Source organism: Gracilibacillus sp. D59, assembly GCF_052246695.1.
Lineage (GTDB): Bacteria > Bacillota > Bacilli > Bacillales > Amphibacillaceae > Gracilibacillus.
In genome coordinates, this window is sequence record NZ_JBQQCK010000002.1 from 674674 (window position 1) to 700578 (window position 25905).

At 38.6% G+C, this 25905-nt stretch carries 23 protein-coding genes; 16 read left to right on the forward strand and 7 right to left on the reverse strand.

Features of this window, described 5'->3' with window-relative positions; all coding sequences use genetic code 11:
* The first annotated feature begins 59 nt into the window (after nt 1–59).
* Together dctP and ACTWP4_RS06235 are read left to right on the forward strand one after the other, a co-directional pair.
* The gene (gene dctP / locus ACTWP4_RS06230) at nt 60–1184 is read left to right on the forward strand and encodes a TRAP transporter substrate-binding protein DctP (RefSeq protein WP_443127894.1); all 1125 of its coding nucleotides are present in this window, start codon (nt 60–62) and stop codon (nt 1182–1184) included.
* 267 nt (nt 1185–1451) lie between these two features.
* Entirely contained in the window at nt 1452–1970 is a 519-nt protein-coding gene (locus tag ACTWP4_RS06235; RefSeq protein WP_443127895.1) for a GNAT family N-acetyltransferase, read from the forward strand.
* A gap of 112 nt (nt 1971–2082) precedes the next feature.
* On the opposite strand, the gene ACTWP4_RS06240 is transcribed toward ACTWP4_RS06235, so the two are convergent.
* Entirely contained in the window at nt 2083–3165 is a 1083-nt protein-coding gene (locus tag ACTWP4_RS06240) for an AI-2E family transporter (protein WP_443127896.1), read from the reverse strand.
* 234 nt (nt 3166–3399) lie between these two features.
* On the opposite strand from ACTWP4_RS06240, the gene ACTWP4_RS06245 reads away from it, so the two are divergent.
* From ACTWP4_RS06245 to ACTWP4_RS06260, 4 genes are all read left to right on the forward strand, one after another.
* Nucleotides 3400–5118 carry a phospho-sugar mutase gene (locus ACTWP4_RS06245; protein WP_443127897.1) on the forward strand — a complete coding sequence of 573 codons (1719 nt, stop codon included), beginning with the start codon at nt 3400–3402 and terminating at the stop codon, nt 5116–5118.
* A 283-nt stretch (nt 5119–5401) separates the two neighbouring features.
* On the forward strand, nt 5402–6175 hold the full coding sequence (locus ACTWP4_RS06250; RefSeq protein WP_443127898.1) for a TerC family protein: 774 nt from the start codon (nt 5402–5404) through the stop codon (nt 6173–6175).
* A 60-nt stretch (nt 6176–6235) separates the two neighbouring features.
* Complete coding sequence (locus ACTWP4_RS06255) at nt 6236–6685, forward strand: OsmC family protein (protein WP_443127899.1); 450 nt, start codon at nt 6236–6238, stop codon at nt 6683–6685.
* A 701-nt stretch (nt 6686–7386) separates the two neighbouring features.
* Nucleotides 7387–8781, forward strand: coding sequence for an L-cystine transporter (locus tag ACTWP4_RS06260; RefSeq protein WP_443127900.1), 1395 nt, complete (start codon nt 7387–7389; stop codon nt 8779–8781).
* 57 nt (nt 8782–8838) lie between these two features.
* Here the strand turns inward: ACTWP4_RS06260 and ACTWP4_RS06265 are convergent, their stop codons facing one another.
* Entirely contained in the window at nt 8839–11892 is a 3054-nt protein-coding gene (locus ACTWP4_RS06265; RefSeq protein WP_443127939.1) for an efflux RND transporter permease subunit, read from the reverse strand.
* 119 nt (nt 11893–12011) lie between these two features.
* Here ACTWP4_RS06265 and ACTWP4_RS06270 point away from each other — a divergent pair, with 119 nt between their 5' ends.
* Nucleotides 12012–13244, forward strand: coding sequence for an aminopeptidase (locus ACTWP4_RS06270; protein WP_443127901.1), 1233 nt, complete (start codon nt 12012–12014; stop codon nt 13242–13244).
* A 125-nt stretch (nt 13245–13369) separates the two neighbouring features.
* On the forward strand, nt 13370–14413 hold the full coding sequence (locus ACTWP4_RS06275) for an acyltransferase family protein (RefSeq protein WP_443127902.1): 1044 nt from the start codon (nt 13370–13372) through the stop codon (nt 14411–14413).
* A gap of 383 nt (nt 14414–14796) precedes the next feature.
* Here the strand turns inward: ACTWP4_RS06275 and ACTWP4_RS06280 are convergent, their stop codons facing one another.
* A complete protein-coding gene (locus ACTWP4_RS06280) occupies nt 14797–15651 on the reverse strand; it encodes a fructosamine kinase family protein (protein WP_443127903.1) in 855 nt (284 codons plus the stop codon).
* Between the two features lie 114 nt (nt 15652–15765).
* Here ACTWP4_RS06280 and ACTWP4_RS06285 point away from each other — a divergent pair, with 114 nt between their 5' ends.
* Genes ACTWP4_RS06285 through ACTWP4_RS06295 form a run of 3 tightly spaced genes read left to right on the forward strand, consistent with a single transcriptional unit; the run spans nt 15766 to nt 17793 of the window.
* Nucleotides 15766–17103, forward strand: coding sequence for a sodium-dependent transporter (locus ACTWP4_RS06285; RefSeq protein WP_443127904.1), 1338 nt, complete (start codon nt 15766–15768; stop codon nt 17101–17103).
* Nucleotides 17104–17127: 24 nt separating this feature from the next.
* Nucleotides 17128–17406: a YwdI family protein gene (locus tag ACTWP4_RS06290; RefSeq protein ID WP_443127905.1), complete on the forward strand. Its 279-nt coding sequence runs from the start codon at nt 17128–17130 to the stop codon at nt 17404–17406.
* An 18-nt stretch (nt 17407–17424) separates the two neighbouring features.
* Nucleotides 17425–17793: a DUF423 domain-containing protein gene (locus tag ACTWP4_RS06295; protein ID WP_443127906.1), complete on the forward strand. Its 369-nt coding sequence runs from the start codon at nt 17425–17427 to the stop codon at nt 17791–17793.
* Between the two features lie 63 nt (nt 17794–17856).
* On the opposite strand, the gene ACTWP4_RS06300 is transcribed toward ACTWP4_RS06295, so the two are convergent.
* The 3 genes from ACTWP4_RS06300 to hemQ all read right to left on the reverse strand — a co-directional run bounded on the left by ACTWP4_RS06300 (nt 17857) and on the right by hemQ (nt 19556).
* On the reverse strand, nt 17857–18105 hold the full coding sequence (locus ACTWP4_RS06300; protein WP_443127907.1) for a hypothetical protein: 249 nt from the start codon (nt 18103–18105) through the stop codon (nt 17857–17859).
* 56 nt (nt 18106–18161) lie between these two features.
* Nucleotides 18162–18686: a spore coat protein GerQ gene (gene gerQ / locus ACTWP4_RS06305; RefSeq protein WP_443127908.1), complete on the reverse strand. Its 525-nt coding sequence runs from the start codon at nt 18684–18686 to the stop codon at nt 18162–18164.
* 123 nt (nt 18687–18809) lie between these two features.
* On the reverse strand, nt 18810–19556 hold the full coding sequence (hemQ, locus tag ACTWP4_RS06310; RefSeq protein WP_443127909.1) for a hydrogen peroxide-dependent heme synthase: 747 nt from the start codon (nt 19554–19556) through the stop codon (nt 18810–18812).
* Between the two features lie 208 nt (nt 19557–19764).
* Between hemQ and pta the strand changes: the two genes are divergently transcribed.
* From pta to menC, 3 genes are all read left to right on the forward strand, one after another.
* Nucleotides 19765–20745 (forward strand): phosphate acetyltransferase, encoded by a 981-nt coding sequence (pta, locus tag ACTWP4_RS06315; RefSeq protein WP_443127910.1) that lies wholly within the window; start codon nt 19765–19767, stop codon nt 20743–20745.
* 48 nt (nt 20746–20793) lie between these two features.
* Nucleotides 20794–21762: a nuclease-related domain-containing protein gene (locus tag ACTWP4_RS06320; RefSeq protein ID WP_443127911.1), complete on the forward strand. Its 969-nt coding sequence runs from the start codon at nt 20794–20796 to the stop codon at nt 21760–21762.
* 114 nt (nt 21763–21876) lie between these two features.
* Nucleotides 21877–22965 carry an o-succinylbenzoate synthase gene (menC, locus tag ACTWP4_RS06325; protein ID WP_443127912.1) on the forward strand — a complete coding sequence of 363 codons (1089 nt, stop codon included), beginning with the start codon at nt 21877–21879 and terminating at the stop codon, nt 22963–22965.
* Here the strand turns inward: menC and ACTWP4_RS06330 are convergent.
* Nucleotides 22958–23779, reverse strand: a complete 822-nt coding sequence (locus tag ACTWP4_RS06330; protein WP_443127913.1) for a lipoate--protein ligase family protein — start codon at nt 23777–23779, stop codon at nt 22958–22960. The genes menC and ACTWP4_RS06330 overlap by 8 nt on opposite strands.
* Nucleotides 23780–23855: 76 nt before the next feature.
* Here ACTWP4_RS06330 and ACTWP4_RS06335 point away from each other — a divergent pair, with 76 nt between their 5' ends.
* Nucleotides 23856–25160, forward strand: coding sequence for an HD domain-containing protein (locus tag ACTWP4_RS06335; RefSeq protein WP_443127914.1), 1305 nt, complete (start codon nt 23856–23858; stop codon nt 25158–25160).
* 19 nt (nt 25161–25179) lie between these two features.
* On the forward strand, nt 25180–25674 hold the full coding sequence (locus tag ACTWP4_RS06340; RefSeq protein ID WP_443127915.1) for a YwgA family protein: 495 nt from the start codon (nt 25180–25182) through the stop codon (nt 25672–25674).
* The last annotated feature ends 231 nt before the right edge of the window (nt 25675–25905 follow it).

Sequence of the window (25905 nt, forward strand, 5' to 3'; positions counted from 1 at the left end):
AAAGTGCGCTAAAATATTTAGCCACTTGATATAAAATAATACAAATTTTCTAGGGGGTAATGGTCATTTTAAACAAAAAGTATTTCATTATGCTGCTTTCCATTTTAACACTTAGCTTTTTGCTAGTGGCATGTGGTGGAAACAGTGAAGAAGGAACGGATGAAGGCAACACGGGTGAAGATACAGGTTCTGAAGGTGAAGGAAGCGAAAGTGCAGAAGGAGAGTTTGAAGAGGCTAAGTGGCAATTCGTAACAGAAGAACTTAAAGGCGAAGTTCAATACGAATATGCAGCAGAGTTTGCTAAGCGTATTAGTGAAAAAACTGGTGGAGCTATCACAGTAGAGCCATTAGAATATGGTGCACTTGGTAGTGAAGTTGACCAAGCACAATTATTACAACAAGGTGGCGTTCAGCTAGCAGTTATGTCACCTGGTTTCACAGGTGGTCAAGTACCAGATGGTCAAATTTTCTCACTTCATTATTTCTTCCCATCTGACCAAGAAAAAGTTCAGGAAATTTTAACAACTAGTGAAGCATTAAACAAAGATTTACGAGCAAAATATGAAGAGCATAGCATTTCACCACTTGCATTCTGGACTGAAGGTGAAATGGCATGGACTAGTAATGTTGGTATCGAATCTCCATCAGATTGGGAAGGGCTTAATATGCGTGTACAAGAATCACCTTTAATGCGTGAAACATATGACGCATATGGTGCAACAGTGCAATCTTTAAGCTGGGGTGAGTTATACACAGCATTAGATCGTGAAACAGTTGACGCTCAGGAAAATCCACTTTTCTTTATTGAGTCAGCAAGTTTCCACGAAGTACAAGACACTGTAACAATTTCTCACCATAATAACTATGTAGCAATGACTACAGCTAATACTGAGTGGTATAACGGTCTTGATGAAAATGTAAAAAAAGTAGTAGATGAGACAATAGCAGAAATGCAAGATTGGGTATTTAAAGAACAAAAGGCTCAAAATGAAGCAGGTTTAGAAGCGATTAAAGCTGATACAGAACATCCAACTGAGATTATTGAACTAACTGAAGATCAAATTGCTGAGTTTAGAAAGGCTGCAGAACCAGTACACCAATACTACCGTGATGAGGTAGAAGGAATCGATCCTGCAATCTATGATAAACTTAAAGAAGAAATTGCAGCAGTAGAAGGTGAATAATTCAATTCATCTAGGAAAAGCCTTAGCGAAATGCTAAGGCTTTTTTTTTGACTTTATATATCTCCGATTCCTTTCATGTAAGGTTTAAATCAAGTATATTTTACCATTGTATGAACTAACTAAGCCATTATTTAACTAAAAATGTCTAATATTTGAATTCGCTTTCATTGACTGATTAAGAATTACACAATATACTTGAACTATCTGCAACTAAATTTTGCTTCATATGCAAAGTTTAGTTTGAAAAACTGTAAGGGAGAGGATTAAGTGAAGACAAGTATTAGGGAATGTACACTTGAAGATTTACAATTGTTACAGGACATTGGTACAGAAACGTATAATGAAACTTACAGTCATTTAAACACACCCGAAAATATTAATGAATATTTAGAACAAGCCTTCAATCCAGAACAACTTAGGAAAGAATTAACTAATCCATCCTCAACATTTTTATTCCAATATGTAGACAATGCACTTACAGGTTATTTAAAAGTAAATGAAGGAGACGCCCAAACTTACCAAATTGGTGATAACGCTTTAGAAATTGAACGTATTTACGTAAAGAATACCTTTCATGAGAGAGGACTAGGGAAATTATTATTGCAAACAGGTATTGATATTGCAAGAGAGAGAGGCAAAAGTGATATTTGGTTAGGAATTTGGCGTAAAAACAAGAATGCAATTGATTTTCATGAAAAGATGGGATTTGAAAAGAGAGGTTCGTACTCAATCTATATAGGGGATGAAGAACAAAATAACTATATCATGGTCAAGCATTTACAGTAGTAGTAAAAGCATTGAAATTGTCTTATGTTCTTTTTTATAAGGTAACTAAGGCTTTCGCCAACATAAGTGGCGAAAAGCCATGGTATCTTATACTATTATTTTATCCTACATTTTAAAACAATTCCGGATCCTCTTCAGGTTGTTTTTTCTTCCACTCATGATAGAAATGCGCAATAATCGTTTTAACAACTGCATAAGCAGGAATGATGAACAATAACCCTATAAATCCTGCAATACCCCCAGCTGCTAAAATTAAGGTAATCACTGTTAATGGATGGATAGATAATGCTCTTCCCATCACGTTCGGAGAGATAAGGTTACTTTCAATCTGCTGCGCTATTATCATAACAATAGTTGCCCAAACTGCCAACATTGGCTCTTGAAAGAAGCCAACTATAATAGCAGGAATTGCTGACAAAAATGGACCTAAGAACGGGATGAAATTCATTAATAACCCAAACAATGCCAAGGACAAGGAATAGTCAAGGTCAATGATTAAATAGCCGATATAAAGCATAACCCCGACACAAACACTGACGATAAATTGCCCTTGAATAAACGAAGATAACGTATGATTAATGTTTGCTGTTAATGTTCTGAAGCTTCTTCCCTTGCTATGGCTTAGAAATTTTGATACAAAAGGCACAAATTTGTATCCGTCTTTTAACATAAAGAAAAGGAAAAACGGAATTAAGAAAAAGGCGAAAACAAAGCTAAAAATTTGTCCGATTACCCCAATAATGCTAGATGTAATTTTTTCCGCATATTGACTGAAGTTATCTGTTACATTTTGAATCGTATTTTCAAATTGTGGTGGAATAATGTTTTGATTCTCCTGCCACATCTCAAATAATTTCTCAGCATTATTAACCATTTTCGGAATACTATCTACAAAGTTTGTAAATTGTCTTTGTACAACAGGAGCGATGAAGTTAATAATGATAGTAATCAATAACAAGATGATGAGGAATACGATAAACGTACCCGCAATTCGAGGTACTTTCCTATTTTCTAACCAGTTAACAATGGGATTTGTAATATAAAAAATAATCCCAGCTCCAATAATAGGAACCGCAATTGCAGTTAGATAAGCACCAACAGGTTCAAATATAAACTTTGTTAAAGAGATGAGATAGATTAAAGTGAAAATTAGTATACATGTAACGAGTGTTCGTATGCTCTTTTTTTCAAACAAAAATGCCACAACCTTTTCTATCTTATTCGTCAATTCTATTCTATCATATAAAATGGAAAAAATGGTATTTGGGGGTAAGTTGAAAGTAAATCTGCTTCCTTCTATTCTATTTACGGACTTCCCTGTAATTGTTATTTAGTATCCTCCTTATAAGTAGCGTGGGATAACAATAGAAACGACAGAAAGACTATGCTAATATAGGATTATAGAATGTTGGATTAAGGGGGAAATCGCATGTCATGGCAAGATACATTAAAAAAATGGACATCGTTTAATGCGCTTGATGAAGGTTTACTACAACAATTAAATGAACTATCGAAAAATGAGAAGGAGTTAGAAGATTCCTTTTATAAAAATTTGACCTTTGGTACAGGTGGAATGCGCGGAATGTTAGGGCCTGGAACCAACCGAATGAACATCTATACTGTTCGTAAAGCAGTGGAAGGATTGGCAAATTACATAACTCAAAATATAGATAATGCTCGTAACAGAGGGGTCGTCATAGCTTATGACTCTCGTTATATGTCACAAGAATTTGCTGTGGAGGCGGCAAAGGTTTTAGGTGCACATGATATTAAAGCGTATGTGTTTGAATCACTGCGCCCAACACCATTGCTATCATTTGCGGTTCGACATTTACAAACGGCTTCCGGTATCATGATTACGGCTAGTCATAACCCTCCAGAATATAATGGCTTTAAAGTCTATAATGAAGATGGTGGGCAAGTACCGCTGAAAGAAGCTGCAGCAATTATTGAAGAGGTAAATAAAGTAGAAGATGAGTTAAATGTTACCGTAAAAAGTAAGGAAGAAGTCGAAAGTGCAGGCCTTTTAGAGTGGGTTGGAGAAGCAGTGGACAATGCCTACCTTCAAGAGCTGAAAACCATTCAAAAGCAGGCAGAAGAAAATACCGTGAATATTGTCTTTACACCTTTGCACGGGACAGCACACGATCTCGTTTTAAAAGGGTTAGCTCAAATTGGCTATGAGAATGTACATGTGGTGAAAGAACAAGCAAAACCGGACCCAGAATTCTCAACAGTAAAGTCGCCAAATCCTGAAGAGCATCAGGCATTTCAAATGGCAATCGAACAAGGAAAAGAAATCGATGCAGATATATTAATTGGTACAGACCCGGATGCAGACCGTTTAGGTGTTGCTGTTAAAGATGGCAACGGATCTTATCAGGTGTTAACAGGTAATCAGCTTGGATCCCTGTTACTAGACTACACGTTATCGCATTTAAATGAAAAGGATCTTAGAGAAGGTCAAGTAATTAAAACGATTGTGACAACGGAAATGGGACGAGCGATCGCTTCTTATTATGGTGTCGATACGATTGATACGTTAACTGGGTTCAAATTTATCGGGGAAAAAATCAAACAATTTGAATCTGATGAAAGACAATTCCTTTTTGGTTATGAAGAAAGTTATGGCTATTTAATCGGGGATTTTGTCCGTGATAAAGATGCGGTACAAGCAGCAGTAGCAGCAAGTGAAATGGCAAACTATTGGAAGGCGAAAGGTAAGACATTGTTAGAAGCATTAGATACATTATACGCACGTCATGGCTATTACTTAGAAGGAATGAAATCATTAACACTAAAAGGGAAAGACGGTGCAGAACAAATTGCAGCGATTATGGAAGATATCCGTAAAAATCCCTTTGCACAATTAGGTGGATTAAAAGTGATTGCTGTCGAAGATTATCAGAGCAGCAAGCGGCAGTTACCAGTAGAAGCAATACAAGAGGACATAACTTTACCAAAAGAAAACGTCATGAAATTTTTATTAGAAAATGATGCTTGGGTATGTTTCCGTCCGTCTGGTACAGAACCAAAAATTAAAAGCTATTTTGGTGTTAAATCAGGTGATGCACACCAAAGTAAATCCCTTTTACAAAACATCCAAGCAGAAGTAGAGGAAAGAATAAATAAGATTATTCACGCATAATGAAGTGAAATTAGAAGAACCTAATGCTATCACTCCGATGGTATAGGTTCTTTTTGATATGTAAAGTTTGACAGAAAGCAAAAAAAGACTTATAGTAAGATCATACATAAAGGGGAGTAGCTGTTACAATAAATGTCGTCATTTCGAGAGTAATCTCCGGCATTATTGGCAACTCGACGTTGTTAGCGAGACCTTTACCATCAGTGGTAAAGGTCTCGTTTTTTTATGTGATCTTTATCAGCTGATGGAGATTATATATATTTACTAAAGGAGATGGAGTAGGTTGGAATTACTGTTAGAGTACGGTTGGGTTTTATTAGTTTTAATTGGTCTGGAAGGGATTTTAGCTGCGGATAATGCGCTTGTTCTAGCCATTATGGTAAAGCATTTGCCGGATGACCAACGTAAAAAAGCACTCTTTTACGGGTTAGCTGGTGCTTTTGTATTAAGATTTGGTTCATTATTTGTTATCTCGTTCCTTGTTGATGTATGGCAAGTACAGGCAATAGGGGCAGCTTATTTATTGTTTATCTCGATCAAGCACTTATATGACACATTTAGTAAGAAGAATAGAGGAGAAACAGGAGCAGAAGAGCAGGCAGAAGAGATGCAGGAAAAAGGAGGCACTGGCTTCTGGATGACTGTATTAAAAGTCGAATTCGCAGACTTAGCATTTGCAGTAGATTCTATTTTAGCAGCTGTTGCATTAGCTGTTGCCTTACCTGCAACAGGTCTAGGTACGATCGGAAGTCTTGATACAGGTCAATTCCTTGTAGTACTTGCAGGCGGGATGATCGGACTAATCATTATGCGATTTGCGGCAAATGTATTTGTTAAATTACTGAAAGAACGTCCAGGATTAGAAGTGGCAGCATTTATTATTGTCGGATGGGTTGGTATTAAATTGGTAGTAAGTGTATTAGCCCATGAGGATGTGCACTTACTGCCTCATGATTTTGCACACTCGTTAGCCTGGAAATTAACGTTCTATCTTGTGCTTGTGGCAATTGCAGTAGCTGGCTGGTTTCTTTCTAACAAAAAAGAAGCTGAAGCGTAAACAGATCATTTTATCATCTGAACAACCATGACTATAATGGGGAAAGGGAGGATGAATAAAATGGCATTACATCAATTTACGTTAAATGCTTCATGGCCTGGTGGTAGAAATGAGGTAGGACATATTCAAGCAGGCAATTTAAACACTCAAATTTCGATCCCTCCAGAAATGGATGGTCCAGGGATTGGTACAAATCCAGACGAGATGTTGTTAGGTGCTGCTGCTACCTGTTATTTAATTACGATGGCAGCTATGATTGAACGAGTGAATCTACCTCTTGAACACATAGAATTAAGCTCTTTAGGAGACGTGGATGTCACGAATGGCATCTTTACCTATAAACGAATTACGCACCGCCCTGTTGTAATATTAAAAAAAGAAGCAACCGCACAACATTTACAACGGCTGGAAGATATCGTAAAACAAGCAGAGTCATCCTGTATGATCTCTCGTGCAATTAAAGGAAACGTCGAACTAGTGTTAGAAGAAGATATATCGGTCGCTAAATAACTTGTACCCCAAGCGGGTACAAGTTTTTTTAGTAAGAGCAAAATTTATATAATTCATGCGCATAACCCATAAACTGCGCAATAACTTTTCATGGACTTGCTTTCTCCCAGTCTTTCTTGAAGGGAGTGCCATGGCACCGCTCCGGCAGAATACTGCGCTTTCCATGGGCACGGCTTCAGCTAACTTGATAAAGAAGACCGCTTTACCAAGTGGATCTTCAGCTCGTGCTGTTCCCATAGGAGTCTCCGTATTCTGCCTCCACTAATAACATTATTCTATCTTTTTAAAGTGGGAGTACTCGGAAACTAATTCCCGTGTATTACCTCTTTCAAAAATCAGCACACTACGCAGAGCGGAGGCAAGATACGGAGACTCCTACGGGACCAGCACGTGTCCGAAGACCCCGCAAGAAAACGCCCTTTGTTTTCTGAGGAGACTGAGGCCGTGCCCGTTGAAAGCGAGGTATCTTGCCGTAGCGTATGCTTGCACTCATCAAAAACTAAGATAGAAGGAAGCAATTTTAAATATTCATTAATCTACTATACATTATAATGAGCGGGGTTTGATCTGGGGTGTGAGCTAATTAATATCGGTAAATGAAAATATTTATGACACTGAAATCATATATTTGACATAAGAAGTAATAAGATGTAATATTTCAAAGTATTTATATCGGATTAATCAAAAAGGAGGAAGAAAAGATGGATACTGTTTTCATTATTATCAATATTGCGATTATGCTATTATTTATTGGTATCTTAATTGGTATGCAGCAAAAATATGTATCGTTCAGTAAACGAGTTTTCGCAGGTTTAGGCTTGGGTATTCTGTTAGGTGCCTTTTTACAAATTGTCTATTCCGCAGATTCAGAAGTCGTAAGTGCGACAACAGATTGGTATAACATTGTTGGGCGAGGATATGTCCGTCTGTTAATGATGATTGTTATTCCTTTAGTAATGGTTTCTATCATTCAATCAATCATTAATTTAGAAAAATCATCTGAACTTGGAAAAATGTCAGCATGGATTATTGGGATTCTTGTATCTACCGCTATGGTAGCAGCAGTAGTTGGGGTAACAAGTTCCTCAATCTTTAACTTAAGTGCTGACCAAATCGAAATGGGGCAAGCAGAAGAAGAGCGTGGTTTAGCGCTTGAAGAGAGATTAGGCTCCTTAGAAGGTATGACCACACCACAAAAAATACTAGAATTTATTCCGTCTAATATTTTCTTAGATATGACAGGAGAGCGTGCAACATCTGTTATTGCTGTTGTTATTTTCTCCATTTTAGTCGGAATTGCCGTATTGGGAGTAAGAAGAAAACAACCGGAACAGGCAGAAAAATTTGTGGATATCGTTAATACGCTTTACACGATCGTCATGCGAATCGTAACCATCATATTACGTCTAGCACCATTTGGTATTTTAGGTTTAATGGCAAACACTGTAGCACAGACAAATGTAGCAGGTATTATTGAACTTGGTAAATTTGTAGGTGCATCTTATGTCGCGTTGATTACCATGTTTATTATTCACATGATTATTCTAGCTTTCTTTGGATTAAATCCACTAACCTATACACGTAAAGTATTACCAGTACTAAGCTTTGCGTTTACTTCAAGGTCGAGTGCAGGTACTATTCCATTAACGATTCAGGTACAAAAAGAAAGTCTAGGTGTGCATAGCGGTACAGCCAATATGGCAGCATCATTTGGTGCAACCATTGGGCAAAACGGTTGTGCAGGGATTTATCCAGCGATGTTAGCGGTAATGATCGCTCCGACACAAGGGATCGATCCATTATCACCAGGTTTCTTAATACCATTAATTTTAATCATTGGTATTAGTTCCTTCGGTGTTGCTGGTGTTGGTGGTGGTGCAACATTTGCTGCATTAATCGTGCTATCATCTATGAATCTGCCAGTTGCATTAGCAGGTTTACTTATCACAGTAGAACCACTAATCGATATGGGACGTACAGCATTAAACGTTAATGACTCCATTTTATCTGGAACATTAACCTCTAAAATAATGAAAAAACTAAATATCAAAAAATATAATGATAAAGAAGCAATTAATAAAGACCTTGCGGTATAACATATGTAAAACCCCTTTTGTAACGATACAAAAGGGGTTTTTTGAGGTTTAAATCTGTTATTTTTTGATCCGCAGTCGTTCCATTGTTAAATAAAAGGCAGGGAGTAATAATAATGTTAGTACTGTTGAAAAAATAATCCCAGACACAATTGATACTGCTAATGGTTTAAACAATACATCACCCATAAAAATGATCGGTGTTAACGCAGCAATGGATGTCAAAGTTGTTAAAATAACCGGTCGTAACCTTGCATGACCTGCTGCAATGATGGCGTCAATTGTATTACCGTTATAGCGTTCTTTATTTTGTTCGATAAATTCAATAATTAATATCGAGTTTCGCACGACTATACCAGATAAGGAAACAATTCCGAGTACTGCTAAAAAGCTAAGAGGTTGACCACTAACAAATAAGCCAACAATCGCACCTGTCACGGCTAATAACACAGTACTTGTAATTAGAACAGGTGTCATTAACGAATTAAACTGAACCGCAAGTGTTATATAAATAAGAAATAACACAATCACAAACAGCTTAGCGACCTCAACAAAGAATGCTGACTCAGCACTTTCTTCTCCATCCCGTTTCAAAACATAATTGTCACCTAATTCGCCAAGTTCTGTACGCATTGCTTCAATTACTTCTGAAGTTTCGGCAGCAAAATCACCTTGACCAGAATCATACGCAGCAATCGTAATGGTTCTCTCACCGTTTTCATGCGTGATCGCAGCCATTTGTTTTTCTTTGTGAGTAGAAATAAACTCATCATAGGAATATATCTTCGGCACTCCTTCTTCTGTAGGAACGACGGCATTCAGGGCGCTTAAGTCTAACGTATTTTCTACTCCTTCATCCAACACTAATTTCATATTTAATCTGTTATCTTCTGCGTTAATTTTCGTCAGTGGTATACCAGTATTTGCAAATTGAAGTGTATGTTTTACTTGATTAATCGGAATCCTATTTTCAGCCAAAAAATCACGATCAATCTCATATGTCTTTACTGATTGGCTTGTTCCTGCATTCACTGTTGCAATTTCAACAGATTCGAGTGCGTTTAATTTATCTTTTAATGCAGTTGATTTTTCTAGTAATATATCCAAATCAGTCCCTTGTATTTTCAACTGAATGGTTGGAGATGGTGGTGGACCCGATACAATTGTTTCTAAGAAAATCTCGCCATCAGGAAACTTCTCACGTAATTCTCCTTGATAATTTTCAATAAAATCACTAGCAGATGTTTGGTTGCGATCAACACGAACAACGATTTGACCAGTATTTTCACCAGATCTAGTCAAACTAGAATTGAAGATGTTAGGTAGCCCACCTCCCGTGTAGCGAACCGTTTCCGTGATATGTTCAGCATTATCATGTATATAGTTTTCAATCTCTGCCAATGTTTTATCTGTTTTTTCTAGAGGTGTACCTTCTTCTAGCGTTAAGGATAGCGTTACTTCTTGACGGTCTGCAGTAGGGAAGAATTCAAACGGTACTTTTATAACTAATAATAATAATAAAACACAAGCGATCATCCCGCTGATTACAGTAAGCCACGGTTTTTTGATTGTTGTTGGTAAAACGTTTTCGGCATATTGATCTTCTAACCAACGGAAAAAGTTCGTTAATATTCCAGCATGTCTTTTTTTGGTGCGGTAAACCTTTAATTGTCTAGTATATTGAATGGTTGGAATAACTGTCAGGGCTATTATTGTAGATGCAATAATTGTCCCCATTAAGGCGATCGGTAAAGCTCGAATAAATTCTCCATTACTACCGGATAAAAAGGTCAGAGGGAAGAAGCTGAATACGATTAATAACGTAGATGTCACAATCGACAGGCCGACTTCTTTAACCCCTTTTTTTGCGCCTTCCAGTGGTGTTTCTCCTAATTGATAACGCCGCATAATATTATCATTTACAACGATCGCATCATCGACTAATATGCCTATCGCAACTATAATACCGATGATCGAAATTTGGTTTAAGTCCACTCCTGTATATGGTAAAGGAATGAAGCCGATAATTATCGAGATCGGAATAGCGAGTGCTACTAAAAAAGCTGAAGATAATGGTAGACCTAGAACCATAATGACAATGACAGCAAGTAAAGATATCGCAAATGAGATTAATAAACTCGTATACACCTCATCAATGACAGTGCTCTGTGAGTAAAATCGTTCTACAGATATATTTGTAGGTAAATCTTCTTTTAATTTTGTAATTTCTTTATCAATTTGTGCTTGTAGACTTGTAATATTAACAGCACTTTCTGCAAAAATCGTTACCGATAATGCGGGCTGTTCATGATGTGTAATTAAATCTTCTACTTTTTCGTTTTCTACCGAAATGGTAGCAAGATCAGTTAATTGTGTCTCTTCTGTTATGTAAATGTCCTCTAGTTGCGATATGTCATTTATAGTGTCTATATTTAATAATATATTCTGATCTTCATTTTGCTCGGTGCCCAATGCACTTGGGCTTAACTCATTTTGAATAGCGTCCATTACTTGATTAGGTTGAACCTGATTCTCGGATAACAATGTTTGATCCAATGAAATAACAACTTTCTGTTCTGGTAATCCTTTAACGGAAACAGAAGCAACGCCGCTTATTTCGCTTAAGGTAGATTTCCAATCCTCTATTTGTTGACGAGCAGAAAATAAATGGTCACGATTTTCACTCAGTAAATGATAGGTAGCAACACTTGAGGTGGCAATATCTGTTGTTACATCCGGCGACATGGCCGCATCTGGAAAGTTTTTTTGAGCATTCTGTACGGCTTGTCGTATCGTAGAATAGACGGAATCAATGTTTGCGCTATCATCTAATGTAACCGTTAAGGTGGAAAACCCATTTGTAGAAGCAGATGTCACTTGATTAATACCATCTACATCAAGTAGTTCTTCTTCAATAGGATTTGTAATAACCTGTTCGACTGTTTCCGGATTTGCGCCAGGGTAAACAGTTGAAATAGATGCGATATTTTGTTCGATTTCTGGTATATCACGCTTTGGTATTTGTAAATATGTAAAAACGCCTGTAATGATAAATAATAAAACGAAAATCCAAACTATTTTTCGATATTTTATTAATGTTTCCAATCGCTTCACCTCACTATAATTATTATTGTATACAATCAAAAATATGAAAACAATAAAGGTTTGCATTTGCATTTTTAAAACGTTCAGGTAGCATATTAGTTAGGACATATTTTTGAGGAGGATGAAACATGGAGGAATTATTAAGAAAATATGCAAAATTAGCATTACATACAGGTGTCAATTTACAAGAAGGTCAAGGATTATTGGTCCAGGCCCCGATTGAAGCGATTGAATTTGTCCGAATCGTTGTTAAACAAGCATATGAGATCGGAGCAAAAAATGTCCATGTTGAATGGAAAGATGATGAATTAACTTATTTAAAAATGAAGCATGCCCCAATGGAAGTTTTGGAAACCTTCCCGCAATGGCGTAAGGATGCCATGGTGAGTATGGTAAAAGAAGGCTATGCTGTATTAAATATCTATGGTGAAAACCCTGATCTCTTGCAAGGTATTGATGGAAAGAGAATGGCTGCAGTAACAAAAGCAAGTTCTACTGCTCTAAAAGAATATCGTGACTACATGATGAACGATCGAGCTCGTTGGTCCATTGTTGGCTATCCAACGACAGAATGGGCTCAAAAAATATATCCAGACTTAGATGCAGAAGAAGCGAAAGAAAATCTCTGGCAGGAAATCTTCCGGATTGCACGTGCTGATCAAGATGATCCGATCGAAGCATGGGAGAAGCATAATCAATTATTACGAAACGCTCGTGAATACTTAAACGAAAAAAATTATGCAAAACTCCATTTCCAAGCAGCAGGAACTGATTTAACGATTGAATTACCAGAAGGGCATATTTGGCATGGAGGAGCAGCGAAAGCAACAGATGGCGTTACGTTTAACCCGAATATGCCGACAGAAGAAGTGTTTTCGATGCCACATAAATATGGAGTCAATGGTCATGTTACAAGTACAAAACCACTGAGCTTTCAAGGGCAGTTAATTGAGAACTTCACATTGACGTTTAAGGACGGTAAAGTAGTCGATTACACATGTAAAAAAGGGGAAGAGGCGCTTAAACAACTGCTAGAGGCAGACAAGGACGGTGCATCACGTTTAGGTGAAGTTGCCTTAGTACCGCATGAATCTCCAGTTTCCCAAGCAGGAATTATTTTCTTTAATACACTGTTTGATGAAAATGCATCTTGTCACATTGCCTTAGGAAAAGCATATCCGACTAATATTCAAGGCGGATCTGATATGAACGAGAAAGAAATGGATCAAAACGGTGTAAATGACAGTATAGTTCATGAAGACTTTATGATCGGTTCGGCGGATATCGATATAGATGGTATTACCAAAGATGGGAAAAAAGAAGCGATTTTCCGTAATGGTACATGGGCAATTTCCTTTTAAAATTTCAAAAATTTAACGAAACTTAACGTGAGCTTTACAACTTCATAACAATCTCCAGATTTACTTTTTGTTCTTTCTTATAAAGGGTATTATGGAATAAAAGTATCTAAAGGGAGAATGAAAATATGCAACGTGAAGCTTATTTTGACAATGCCAAGCTCCTGTTTATTTTTTTCGTCGTATTCGGCCACTTAATACAGCCATTAAAAAATCATATTGAAATAGTCGATGTATTATATCAATGGATGTATATCTTTCACATGCCGGTGTTTATTTTAGTAAGTGGTTTTTTTGCAAAGGGAGCAAGTGATAAAGGATACCTATTGAAATTAGCCAAACGAATCTTACTCCCGTACTTTTTATTCCAGCTCTTTTATTCTATCTATTTTTTAGGGATAGGTAAAACTAGTTGGGATATAACACTGTATGATCCGCAGTGGGGATTATGGTTCTTATTAAGCCTATTCAGCTGGCACATATTATTGATTGGATTTAAAAAGCTGAAACCTGTTTATGGAATACCACTAGCCTTTGCAATAGGTGTTTTGATTGGCTATTTACCATTTATCGGACCTTCATTTAGCTTGTCGAGAACACTTGTCTTTTTTCCGTTTTTCTTAATCGGTTATTGGCTATCAAAGCAACAATTATTCAAATGGCAGACAGTCAATAAAAAGGCAGTAGCAATAGGGATTTTGATTGCGGTGTTTGTCGTGAGTTATGTGACACCAACGATTCCGGCACAATGGTTATTTGGTTCACATTCTTACCAGATGCTGGAGGCAACGGCTAACGGTGGTCTGATTCGGGCCATGTTATATATTGTTGCAACGTTAATGGTGTTTTCGGTGTTACTTTTAATCCCGAATAAACACTATTCCTTTACATCACTAGGTAAAAATACGATGTATGTCTATTTACTACATGGTGTTATTATCCAATATGGTCGTCAAGCAAACTTGCTGGCAGTCGATCATAACCTTGATACATTAGGTCTTGCAGTCATTGCAGCCGCTATTGTATGGTTCTTAGCATCTAAGTGGGTCATAACCTTCACCCAACCAATCGTCGAAGGGAAAACAGACTACATTAACCAATGGTGGAAAGAACGGAAAAACAAACGGCAATCACCAGATAAAGTATACCAATACCAAGAAAAGTCATCATAAGATGGCTTTTCTTTTTTATAAGACAAGAAAATCTTCGCGGATGTCTACGCAAGCGACCAAAAACTAGGTGACTTCACGAATCGCCCTACGATAAAGAAGACTTGCTATTTGGTGAAACCAGAGGATTAGTCGCCCTTATACCCTTGGGGGCAAGTCATCATTGACTCGCTTTTCTCAGTGATTCCTTTATCTCAGTTGATTAGCTCCAGTCGCTACGTTTCTAGGCGGGCGCTCTGCGAGTTTGCTCTATAGTGGGCAAGCCGGAGCGGGTGTATGCCTATTATTCCTTTCAAAATGACCACTCTGACATCGAGTCTGGAAATTTTCATTACTTCTGCAGTTTTATCTATTAAGATTCAGATAAGCAGAGATGGTGCTGTTTTTCAATAGCGAGTAATGATTCGGTCGACGCTTCCGCCGTATCCCTCACCAAAAATATTCAAATGGACCAGCAAATAAAATAACTGATAAATTGGCTTTACATCCTGATAATAATCCTCCAATGGATATGCCGCCTGATAACTCTGATAAAAATCAGCAGGAAAACCACCAAATAGCTCGGTAAACGCAATCTCAAATAAATGATCACCGTAAACGACAGAAGGATCAATCAAATAAGGTTCACCATTTTCTCCGGCCAGCCAATTACCTCCCCATAAATCACCATGTAATAATGACACACGAGGAACTTTCGGTATGTATTGATCGAGATGGGCTAATAAAGATTCCGTTCGTTCGCGTCTCTTACCGTTCATTCTTCCTTTCTTAATCGCAAGCTCCATTTGTGGGCGAAGGCGCTTCTCTCGATAATAGTCCACCCAATTGTCATACCATACATTTTCCTGGGTCAATTCACCGACAAAAGTGGTTTGATCTAACCCATAAGAAGAACCAGCATCAGCTAGATGTAAGGCAGCTAAATTCTCTCCTAAAATACGACCAGTGGATGCCTTTTTGCTACCGTCCACCCATTCCATAATCAGTGCAATTTCCTCATTCCCGTTAGCGATGTCATAATGATACACTTGTGGTACTGCGATCGTATTGGTAGCACGAATTCGTTCCAATCCATCCGCTTCTATTTTAAAGAATTCGGAAGGAACGGATTGGTTGGTTTTGATAAAATAATTCTTTTTTGCTGTTTGGACATAATAAGCCTGATTAATATCACCACCAGCTATCGGTTCAACAAGCTGAATAGGTGAGTCATCCCCAATTAATCGTAACTTTGTGTGCATAATATTTCCTCCTTGTAAATCTAGTATATCATCATAAAATCAAGGTAGAAAAGCGAGGTTCTATCGTGTACAATAGGAAAGAATTTATTTATATATAGTAGAGGTGAAAAATATATGCAACGAGAAAACTGGGCATCAAGATTTGGATTCATGTTAGCAGCAATGGGCTCTGCTGTTGGATTGGGAAATATATGGCGATTTTCCTATGTCGCTGGTGAAAATGGTGGAGGCGCATTTTTAATTTTATATATTTTGAGTGTGTTAGTTATTGGTATTCCATTATTATTAGTAGAAGTGAGCATCGGGAGAAAAGCCCAAAGTGATATTGTTGGGTCTTATAAAAAACTGGCACCGAAACAACCATGGTATATGGTCGGTTATTTAGGTGTTGCGAGTGCCTTTCTAATCCTAAGCTTTTATAGTGTTGTCGCTGGCTGGGCACTGTATTACTGGTGGGGATATGTGACAGGAGCGATGACAGAAATGCCGGAGATAGGCTATGGCGGCTCCTTTGAGGCATTTATTTCACAAGATTATGCACCATTATTTTGGCATGCTATTTTTATGGGAATTACCATGTTGATTGTGTTAGTAGGTGTGAAAAAAGGGATCGAGCTTGCCAATAAAATATTAATGCCGATTTTAGCATTAATGATGATTGCATTGGCGATTTACAGTGTAACGTTGCCAGGCGCTGCTGATGGTCTTGCCTTCCTCTTTCAACCAGATTGGTCGATATTAGAAGATCCTTCTGTATACATTGCGGCCTTAGGACAAGCTTTCTTCTCGCTCAGCTTAGGTGTTGGTACGATGATGACGTACGGAAGTTATTTAACGAGGCAACACAAGCTGCCAAGCGCGACAGTGGGAATTGGTGTGATGGATACCTTGTTTGCGATTATTTCTGGTATTGTGATTTTTCCGGCTGTTTTCGCCTTTGGCATTGATCCAAGCTCTGGACCACCACTTGTTTTCATTACATTACCGGAAATCTTTTATCAAATGGACTTTGGTGGTATCATTGGATTGATTTTCTTTACAGCATTAAGCTTAGCCGCGATTTCTTCTTCGATTTCATTGCTGGAAGTACCGGTTGCTTACCTAATGCGTGCAGCAAACATGTCGAGAAAATTAGCATCATTTCTCGTCGGTATCGTCATTTTTGCATCTGGTGTTACGGTTTCCTTAGGAATGGGGAAATGGAGTAATATAACTTTAATAGGTAATCGAAATATTTTAGATTCAATGGACTTTCTTTCGTCTAATGTTTTCTTGCCAATTGGTGGATTAACGATGGCATTATTCGTGGGATGGTATTTTACGAAGCAAGAAGCACTGGAGGCATCTGATTTAAGCCGAAATCCGATCGGTCAATTATGGTATATAGTAGTAAAGTATATCGCCCCGATTATAATCGTTATCATTTTCTTAAATTCGCTAGGAATTGTATAATAGCGTGAGAGGGGATGAGCGATAATGGCGATAACTAATCAGCAAATTTTGCGAAAAATTATAGCGGAATGTGAACAAGCCATGCAAAATGAAAGCAAAGTAAGAGAGCATGCGAAAGCTGTTCAATCTTTAACAGATTTATTATTAGACCAGGATAGCAGTGCACCGGCACCATCTACCAGTTCAATTGATGAATTGGAATGGCGAAAAATGGTTGGGCAGCCAGTGCCAAAATCTCCAGTGAAACAGGAGAAAAAGGTAGAAGCTGATGGTGCTAATGGGGATTCACTACTTGACTTTTAATAGGGAGTGGAGAAACAGATGAAAATCTTTTTATTACTAGGTATTCTGAATGGTTTTCTTGCCGTTGCATTGGGAGCTTTCGGTGCACACGGCTTAGAGGGGAAATTATCCGAGAAAATGCTTGCCACATGGGAAAAAGCGGTACAATATCAAATGTTCCATACTGTCGCCTTACTTGCAACAGGTTTATTAATGCAAAAAATTACTGCGGGAAGTATTGTATCAGCTGGCTGGTTTTTCTTCGCAGGAATTATTTTATTCTCGGGAAGTCTTTACATCTATTCGACAACACAGATCAAAACATTTGCGATGATTACACCAATCGGTGGTCTAGCGTTTTTAATCGGCTGGGTGTTGTTAGGTTACGCTGTAATGAAGTATATATAATAGATCATGGCCCTTTAACAGGGTCATTTTTTTATCTCGCCAAGCAATGGTTTTAAAAGGCATTTACATGTAGAAAAAAGTGATCGTGATAATGGCAATGATGCCGATGCCTCGAAATAAAAATTGTGAAAAGAAAACAGGATGCCCCTTTTTCCACTCTTTCCATGCTTCGATAAATAGATTGACACTTAAACTAATTAATGCAAGCATTCCTAAAAAAATCGATCCGTTGTGCCATGCCAGAATAGTGAATACTAGTGTGATGCTAAAACATGCGACCGTTATTTCATCGATTGTAGCTTTTGTGTTCAATTTATATACCTCCATGAAAAACTTAAGACACAAGCATTTACTTGTGTCTAAGTTGATTATCGTGGCGAATAGTTTGACATGCCTGCCCCTTGATTATATGGATAATCATAAGCAATTTCTTCATCAAACGTAATATAATCTAAGTAAACCATCAGTAGTACGTAACGTTTACCTGTCTCCGGATCACTTAAAATAATGTGATCGCGACCTGCTGCTTCAATAATTCCTTTAAATACCTTCGCATTCCAGCGCTCATTGTTTTCGAATGTCATGTATACAGTGGCTTTTTTTCCTTTGTTTAATCGTAAAATATTTTCGATGTACGATTCTTCTACCGGAAGCATTCCAGGTGTATCTGAAACGGGGGGTTGTTGTTGCTGGCCATTTGCCCCGATTTGTCCTCCTGACTGTGCCATCTGCCCCAATTGTCCCATTTGCCCCAGTTGATCCATGCGGGGCATTTGTACATATCCAGGATATTGATATCCTCCATAGCCACTTTGCATACCGTAGTAGCCTTGTGGAGTATATGGTTGCATATTCACAGGCTGCTGTTGGCTCTGATTCTTATTTTGACTCATCGATAAGACTCCTTTCTATAATCGGAAATTTGCTCGTGCTTTTTCCGCATTCCTATTAGCCATCTATATGCGTTTTGTTTAGTAAACATGCATAAAAAAACACACGGGATAATCCCATGTGTTTTAGACAGCTAAATAAGCTGGAATCTCATCTGTTTTTAATATGTTACCAACATAGAATGGTCCGAACTCGCCATAACGAGCACTGACAACATCGAAGCGCATTTCATAGACGATTTTTTTAATTTGCAACACGTCTTTTGCGAACAATGTAACACTCCACTCCCAGTCATCAAAGCCCATAGAACCGGTAATGATTTGTTTGATCTCACCAGCATATTTTCTACCGGTCAAACTATGCTCATACATTAATTGACGACGTTCATCCATCGGAAGCATATACCAGTTATCATTACCTTCACGACGCTTGTCCATTGGATAGAAGCAAATGTGGTCCCATTGCGGCAACTTCGGCTTCAAGCGTGCGCGAACTCCAGGATTTTCTTCTGGATTGTCCTCTGGCTTCGACATATATTTGGATAGTTCCACAACCGATACATAAGAATAGCTAGGTGTTGTGAATTCAGCAAATTTTGATTTATTAAAACGCAATTCGATTTCTTCTAACTCCTGCATTGTTGGGCGGAGGATCATTAAAATAATATCTGCCTTTTGTCCCATTAATGAGTAAAAAGCATGACTGCCATCTCGTGCTTCAGAGACATCTTCCCATTCACGTAGCATTGTCTGTAATTCATCTATTGCTTGTCTGCGTTCTTCTTCTGTTGCCTTTTTCCATTTAGTCCAATCTATTTTACGTAAATCATGTAGACAATACCAACCATCCATTGTTTCTACTGCTTCTGGCATCTTGGTTCACTCCTTTAGAAATCATTCCTTCGTTTTAATATAACATATTTGGGGAAAAATACTTATTGAAACGCTACTGATAAACACTAATATTTTCCAAAAAAATGAACAATTTTAGAATGAAACGCATTCATATAAGTTCACACTTTCATTATGACACAAAAAGGCGTATCATATAATACAGATAATAAGTTGGAGGGTTAAAATAATGAGCGATTTATTTGCGGATATAAAAAGTAGATTACAAGGAAATACTAGAAAAATCGTGTTTCCTGAAGGATTAGATGAACGGATTTTAACAGCGGCAAGTCAATTAAAAAAAGATGGATTAGTAGAACCTGTATTAGTTGGATCTCAAGTAAAAGTGGAACAGAAGGCTAATGAATTAAGCGTAGATATTGCTGGGGTAGAAGTGCTAGATCCAAGCACCTACCCGGCTTTTGAAGAGATTGTTGCCTCATTTGTCGATCGTCGTAAAGGCAAAGCATCGGAAGAAGACGCACGCAAAATGTTATTGAATGAGAATTACTTTGGTACGATGCTTGTTTACATGGGCAAAGCAGACGGTTTAGTAAGTGGGGCTGCACATTCGACAGCAGACACAGTACGTCCGGCATTACAAATAATTAAGACAAAAGAAGGTATCAAGAAAACCTCCGGCGTCTTTATTATGGTGCGTGATGATGAGAAATATGTGTTTGCAGACTGTGCCATCAACATTTCTCCAGACAGCCAAGATTTAGCGGAGATCGCAGTTGGCAGTGCCGAAACCGCAAAACTTTTTGATATTGACCCTCGAGTTGCCATGCTTAGCTTCTCAACAAAAGGCTCAGCAAAATCAGAAGAGACAGAGAAAGTTGCCGAAGCAGTAAATATCGCCAGAGATAAAGCGCCAGACCTAACATTAGATGGAGAGTTCCAATTTGATGCTGCCTTCGTTCCATCCGTAGCAGAGAAAAAAGCACCAGGTTCTGTCTTAAAAGGGGACGCCAATGTCTTTGTATTCCCTGGCCTTGAGGCAGGTAACATTGGCTACAAGATTGCGCAACGCTTAGGTGGCTTTGATGCAGTTGGTCCAATTCTTCAAGGACTCAACCAGCCGGTAAATGACCTATCACGTGGATGCAGCAGTGAAGATGCTTATAAATTAGCATTAATCACCGCAGCACAAGCCTTAGATGCACAGTAGATTTCTACTGTGCTTTTTGCTATATTAGGAGGAGAAAGGAGAATAGATATGATCCCCGACACACCCATTTTATCGCAACAATATCGGGCACTCCTAGAACTCCTCCCAGAACAACATCACGAGTACCCCAACATTTTCAATCATTTCCGGCGGCAAGAAGCTGGACAAGCAGGAGAAGACTACCTCGCGTACTACCTCGATCAAGCACAGGTGCCATCACTTACATGTATCAAAAGGTTACGACTCGAACACCACAGCTCTTTCCAACTCGATTGGCTTGTTCTCGGATTAGGAATCCGTGTTATTTTTGAAGTGAAAAGTCACACAGGTGAGATATATTTTGACCCGAAATCCCATCAGTTAACACGTATAATAAACAACATCAAGGAGGGCTTTGACGATCCGATTTTGCAAGTCGATCGCCAATATGCTAATTTACGATCCTTTTTCACCGCCCATAACATCGCCCAATTACCTACTTATCGCTTCGCTGTCTTTGTCAATCCTAACGCCATCCTCCGCTTACATGATTACCCTGAATATCAACGCGTACTAACATCACAAAGAGTGCCATCCATTTTAGAAGATTTAGCAAACAAGCACCCTCCCACCATTTCCGAAGAAGCTAATCAAAAAATCGAACAATTTTTACTGGATAATCATCGTGAGCGTGGGGTTTCGATACTAGAAAAACACGCCATTTTGTGGGATGATTTACACAAAGGATTACCATGCCCCTTTTGTAACAAGCGGCCAATGAAAAGAGAGCGAATGCGATGGCAATGTGCTTTTTGTGGAACGAGATGTACCGATGCACATCATAAGTTGTTATATCAAATCGCATTATTATCGAATAATAGAGTGACGAAACAGTTAGCATCTCAATTTTTGTGTATGAAATCTCCTGATGCCGCTCGGAAGCTCATAGTTCGTGCAGGTTTCATTAAAGAAGGAGCAAATAAAAATGCTATTTATAAACATCCAGAATTAATCCCTTTTATTAAAAGTGTCCAATAAACATCAAAAAGTGTCCAGTAAATGCTCAAAAGTGTCCAATAAACCATGAAAAGTGTCCAATAAATACAAGAAAGTGTCCAATAAAATCCAATTCAAATAAAGGAGCCACGGAAAATGATCACATTTGAAAAAATAGTCATGCACCGGTTGAAAATGCCCTTAAAGTATCCGTTTGCGAATAGTAGCACAACGATTACAGAAAAGGACATACTTATCACCGAACTTCATGATAAGGATGGATTCACAGGCTATGGGGAATCAGTAGCATTTGATGCACCGTGGTACACAGAGGAAACAACAGATACGGTGCAACATATGATCGAAAATCATCTCTGGCCGCTCGTCAAAGCCCAACAGATCAATCATCCGAGCGAACTCGCGCTCAACAAAATCAGCAGAAATCATATGGCAAAAACAGCTATCGAAGGAGCAGTGTGGGATCTTTATGCGAAGCGAACGCAACAACCGCTTTATAAAGCAATCGGAGGTACAACCAGTCAAATTCCAGTAGGAGCCGCGATCGGATTACAATCGACTGATGAGCAGCTCATCGAAAAAATCAAACAAGCACTTGATCAAGGCTATCAACGAATCAAACTAAAAATCAAACGGGAAAACGATCTAAACATTTTAGAAAAGGTGCGCGCACAATTTCCAACTACGCCAATGATGGTCGATGCCAATTCTGCCTATACGCTCCAAGACATCGAACATCTTAAAAAAATGGATCAATACAACCTCATGATGATCGAACAACCGCTGGCCTCAGATGATTTCATAGATCACGCCAAATTACAGCAACAGGTCGAAACACCGATCTGCTTGGATGAAAGCATTCATACCTTAGCAGATGTCAGAACCGCGGTTGCACTAAAAAGCTGTAAAATAATCAGTATTAAATTAGCAAAAGTCGGCGGGTTCACCAACGCAATTAAAATCCATGACTATTGCCAAAATCACGATATTCCCGTTTGGTGTGGCGGCATGCTAGAAGCAGGAGTAGGTCGTGCGCAATCATTGGCATTAGCAACACTACCAAACTTTACCTTCCCAGCAGATCCAGGCGCATCCAATCGCTATTGGTACGAAGATATAATCATGCCTGAAGTAGAAGTCAACAATGGTTATATCACGCTACCCGAAAAAACAGGCATCGGCTACGATCTCAATCTCAAGAAAACGAATCAAAAGGTGCTTACTTAAGCGCTTTTTGATTCCTCTCAATCATTTGCGTCATCCTTTTTTCAAATACTGCTAACTCATTACCTGCTAAGTCCGCATATTCCACATCACCTAACAAACGCAATACACGATTTATACTATCCTCCACCGTTAACTCTACGCCAATCAACTCTGCCAATGACCTCATCGTATCAGGCTCCACAACCGGATATTCAAACCGCTCATCATCAATTGAATGCCCCGCACGATAGAAATCACGAACTAACTCAGCACGAGCCGCACCACTGTCACGCACACAAATATAAATCTGCACCGCAATCCCTTTTTTCACCCGGCGCTGTGAAATACCAGCAAACTTCTTGCCACCAATACTCAAATCATATTCACCAGGACAATACGAACCAACCACTTCAAACGCCTCAATCCCATCCGTAAGATCTGCGTACATATCCTTTACAAACGCCGTCATCAGCTCATACCCAGAATGAATCCCCATCTCCGGCAAATCCGGCACCACAAACGAAAAATTTAAGACATCACGATCGAGCACCACCGCCAGACCACCAGAATTCCGAACGACAACATCAAACCCTTTTTCTTGTAAAAAAACGACTGCTTCGTCCACGGCTGGCAAGCGACTATCGATAATGCCTAGAACAACCGTGTTGTCATGGACCCAGAATCGACACGCAGCCTCGTCACTGCTTCGTCCTATCGATTCACACAGCGTATCATCGACCGCGAATGATGCCATTGCTGTCCCGAGTGTCTCTGGATCACTATGATCAATCACTCTTATTTTTTTATCATTAAAAAATTGCTTCCAATCTTTCATTATTATCCTCCAAACCTTTTCGTTCACCTAAAACTATATTATACTAATACTAAGAAAAAAGAGGAAGGTATTTGCCATGGCTTATAAAGATGATCAGTTACATGAGGAGAAAGTATTTAAGGATCCAGTCCATCGTTACGTACATGTCAGGGATCGGGTGATATGGGATTTGATCGGAACCAAAGAATTCCAGAGACTGAGAAGAATCAAGCAATTAGGCACATCTTTTCTAACCTTTCACGGAGCAGAACATAGTCGTTTTAACCATTCATTAGGAGTTTATGAAATCGTCCGCCGAATACTCATTAATTTTGAGGACAGGCCCAATTGGAATCGTGAAGAAAGATTGCTATGTTTGTGCGCGGCGTTACTTCATGATTTAGGGCATGGACCATTTTCGCATTCGTTCGAAAAAGTGTTTAAATTAGACCACGAGGATTTCACCCGATCAATTATTTTAGGAAATACCGAAGTCAATCAAGTATTATCAAATGTCAGTGTTGAATTTCCACAAAAAGTTGCCGATGTTATTAATAAGACGTATCACGATAAATTAGTAGTCAGTCTGATTTCGAGTCAGATCGATGCGGATAGGATGGATTACTTGCAGCGTGATGCCTATTTTACTGGGGTAAGCTATGGCCACTTTGATATGGAGCGGATTTTGCGTGTAATGCGACCGGTAGAAGACCAAGTCGTCATTAAGGAATCAGGTATGCATGCAGTAGAAGATTATATTATGAGTCGTTACCAAATGTATTGGCAAGTCTATTTCCACCCGGTGACCCGCAGTGCCGAAGTAATTTTGACGAAAATTCTGCACCGTGTTAAAGAATTATATGACGGGGGCTATACGTTTAAGGTAAAACCGACTCCGTTTGTTTCCTTCTTTGAGGAACAAGTGTCGCTGGAGGATTACATTAAGTTAGATGAAGCAGTAGTCTTGTATTATTTCCAAATGTGGGCAGAGGAAGATGATGCGATTTTAAGTGATTTGGCTTATCGTTTTATGAATCGTCGCTTGTTTAAATATGTAGAATTTAATCCGAACTTGCAAATGAATGAATGGATGGAGTTGTATCAATTGTTTCGCGATATTGACCTTGATCCGGATTACTATTTAGTAGTTGATTCCTCTTCCGACTTGCCGTATGATTTTTACCGGCCAGGAGAAGAAGAAGAGAGATTACCGATTCATTTATTAATGCCGAATAAGGAATTACGTGAATTATCTCGTCAGTCTGACATTGTAGAGGCAATCTCAGGTAAGAAACGGACCGATCATAAGTTATATTATCCAAAAGATTTAATTGAAAAGTTGCCAGAGGATAGACCGGAGAAGGAAAAAATAAAAAAAATACTGAACAAACAAGAAAGTTAAAGAAACTGGGGTGTTTTCATTGCTAGATAATCATGCAAAGCTTGTTAAAGTGATCGCAGCATCGGAAGGAATTGTCGGGCGCAAAAAGTTGCAAAAAATCATTTACATCATGAAAAAACTTGGACTACCTTTTGAAGAAAAGTATACGTTCTATTTTTACGGGCCGTATTCTGAAGAGTTAAGTTTGAGAATCGAGGAAATTACCAATCTCGGTTTTGTCTCAGAAGTAAAAGAGAAGAAGAGCAATTATTATCAATATCGTTATCAGGTGACAGATCAGGGGGAAGATTTCCTCAAGCATTCTAAAACAGAACTGCCGTTAATGGAGTCATTTGTACAGGAAATGAAAGAGCAGAGCTCACGCTTTTTGGAGCTCGTTGCAACCATGTTGTATTTCGATCATTTACCAAGGCCAGAGATCGAACAAAAGGTGCAAGAAGTAAAGAAAAAATCAAATTACACATCAGAAGATATCCAGGAAGCCTGGGGATTTATCGATCGATTGCAAAAATAACCCATTACGACGATGGGTTATTTTTTTTGTTCGCCCGGCATGGGCGAACTCTAACGGGTGAAAGTCCTGAGTGCGACCTAGTAGCGGTAAGCACATAGCCAAAAGCAACGGTGTCCACGGTGACGTGGAATCGGAAGGAAGCTCAAGGCAAACCTCTGGTCTGACGAACAGAAATCATATAAGAGGCAACGTATGTGGATAAGGGTGCAAAAGAATCTGAAGTCCAATAGC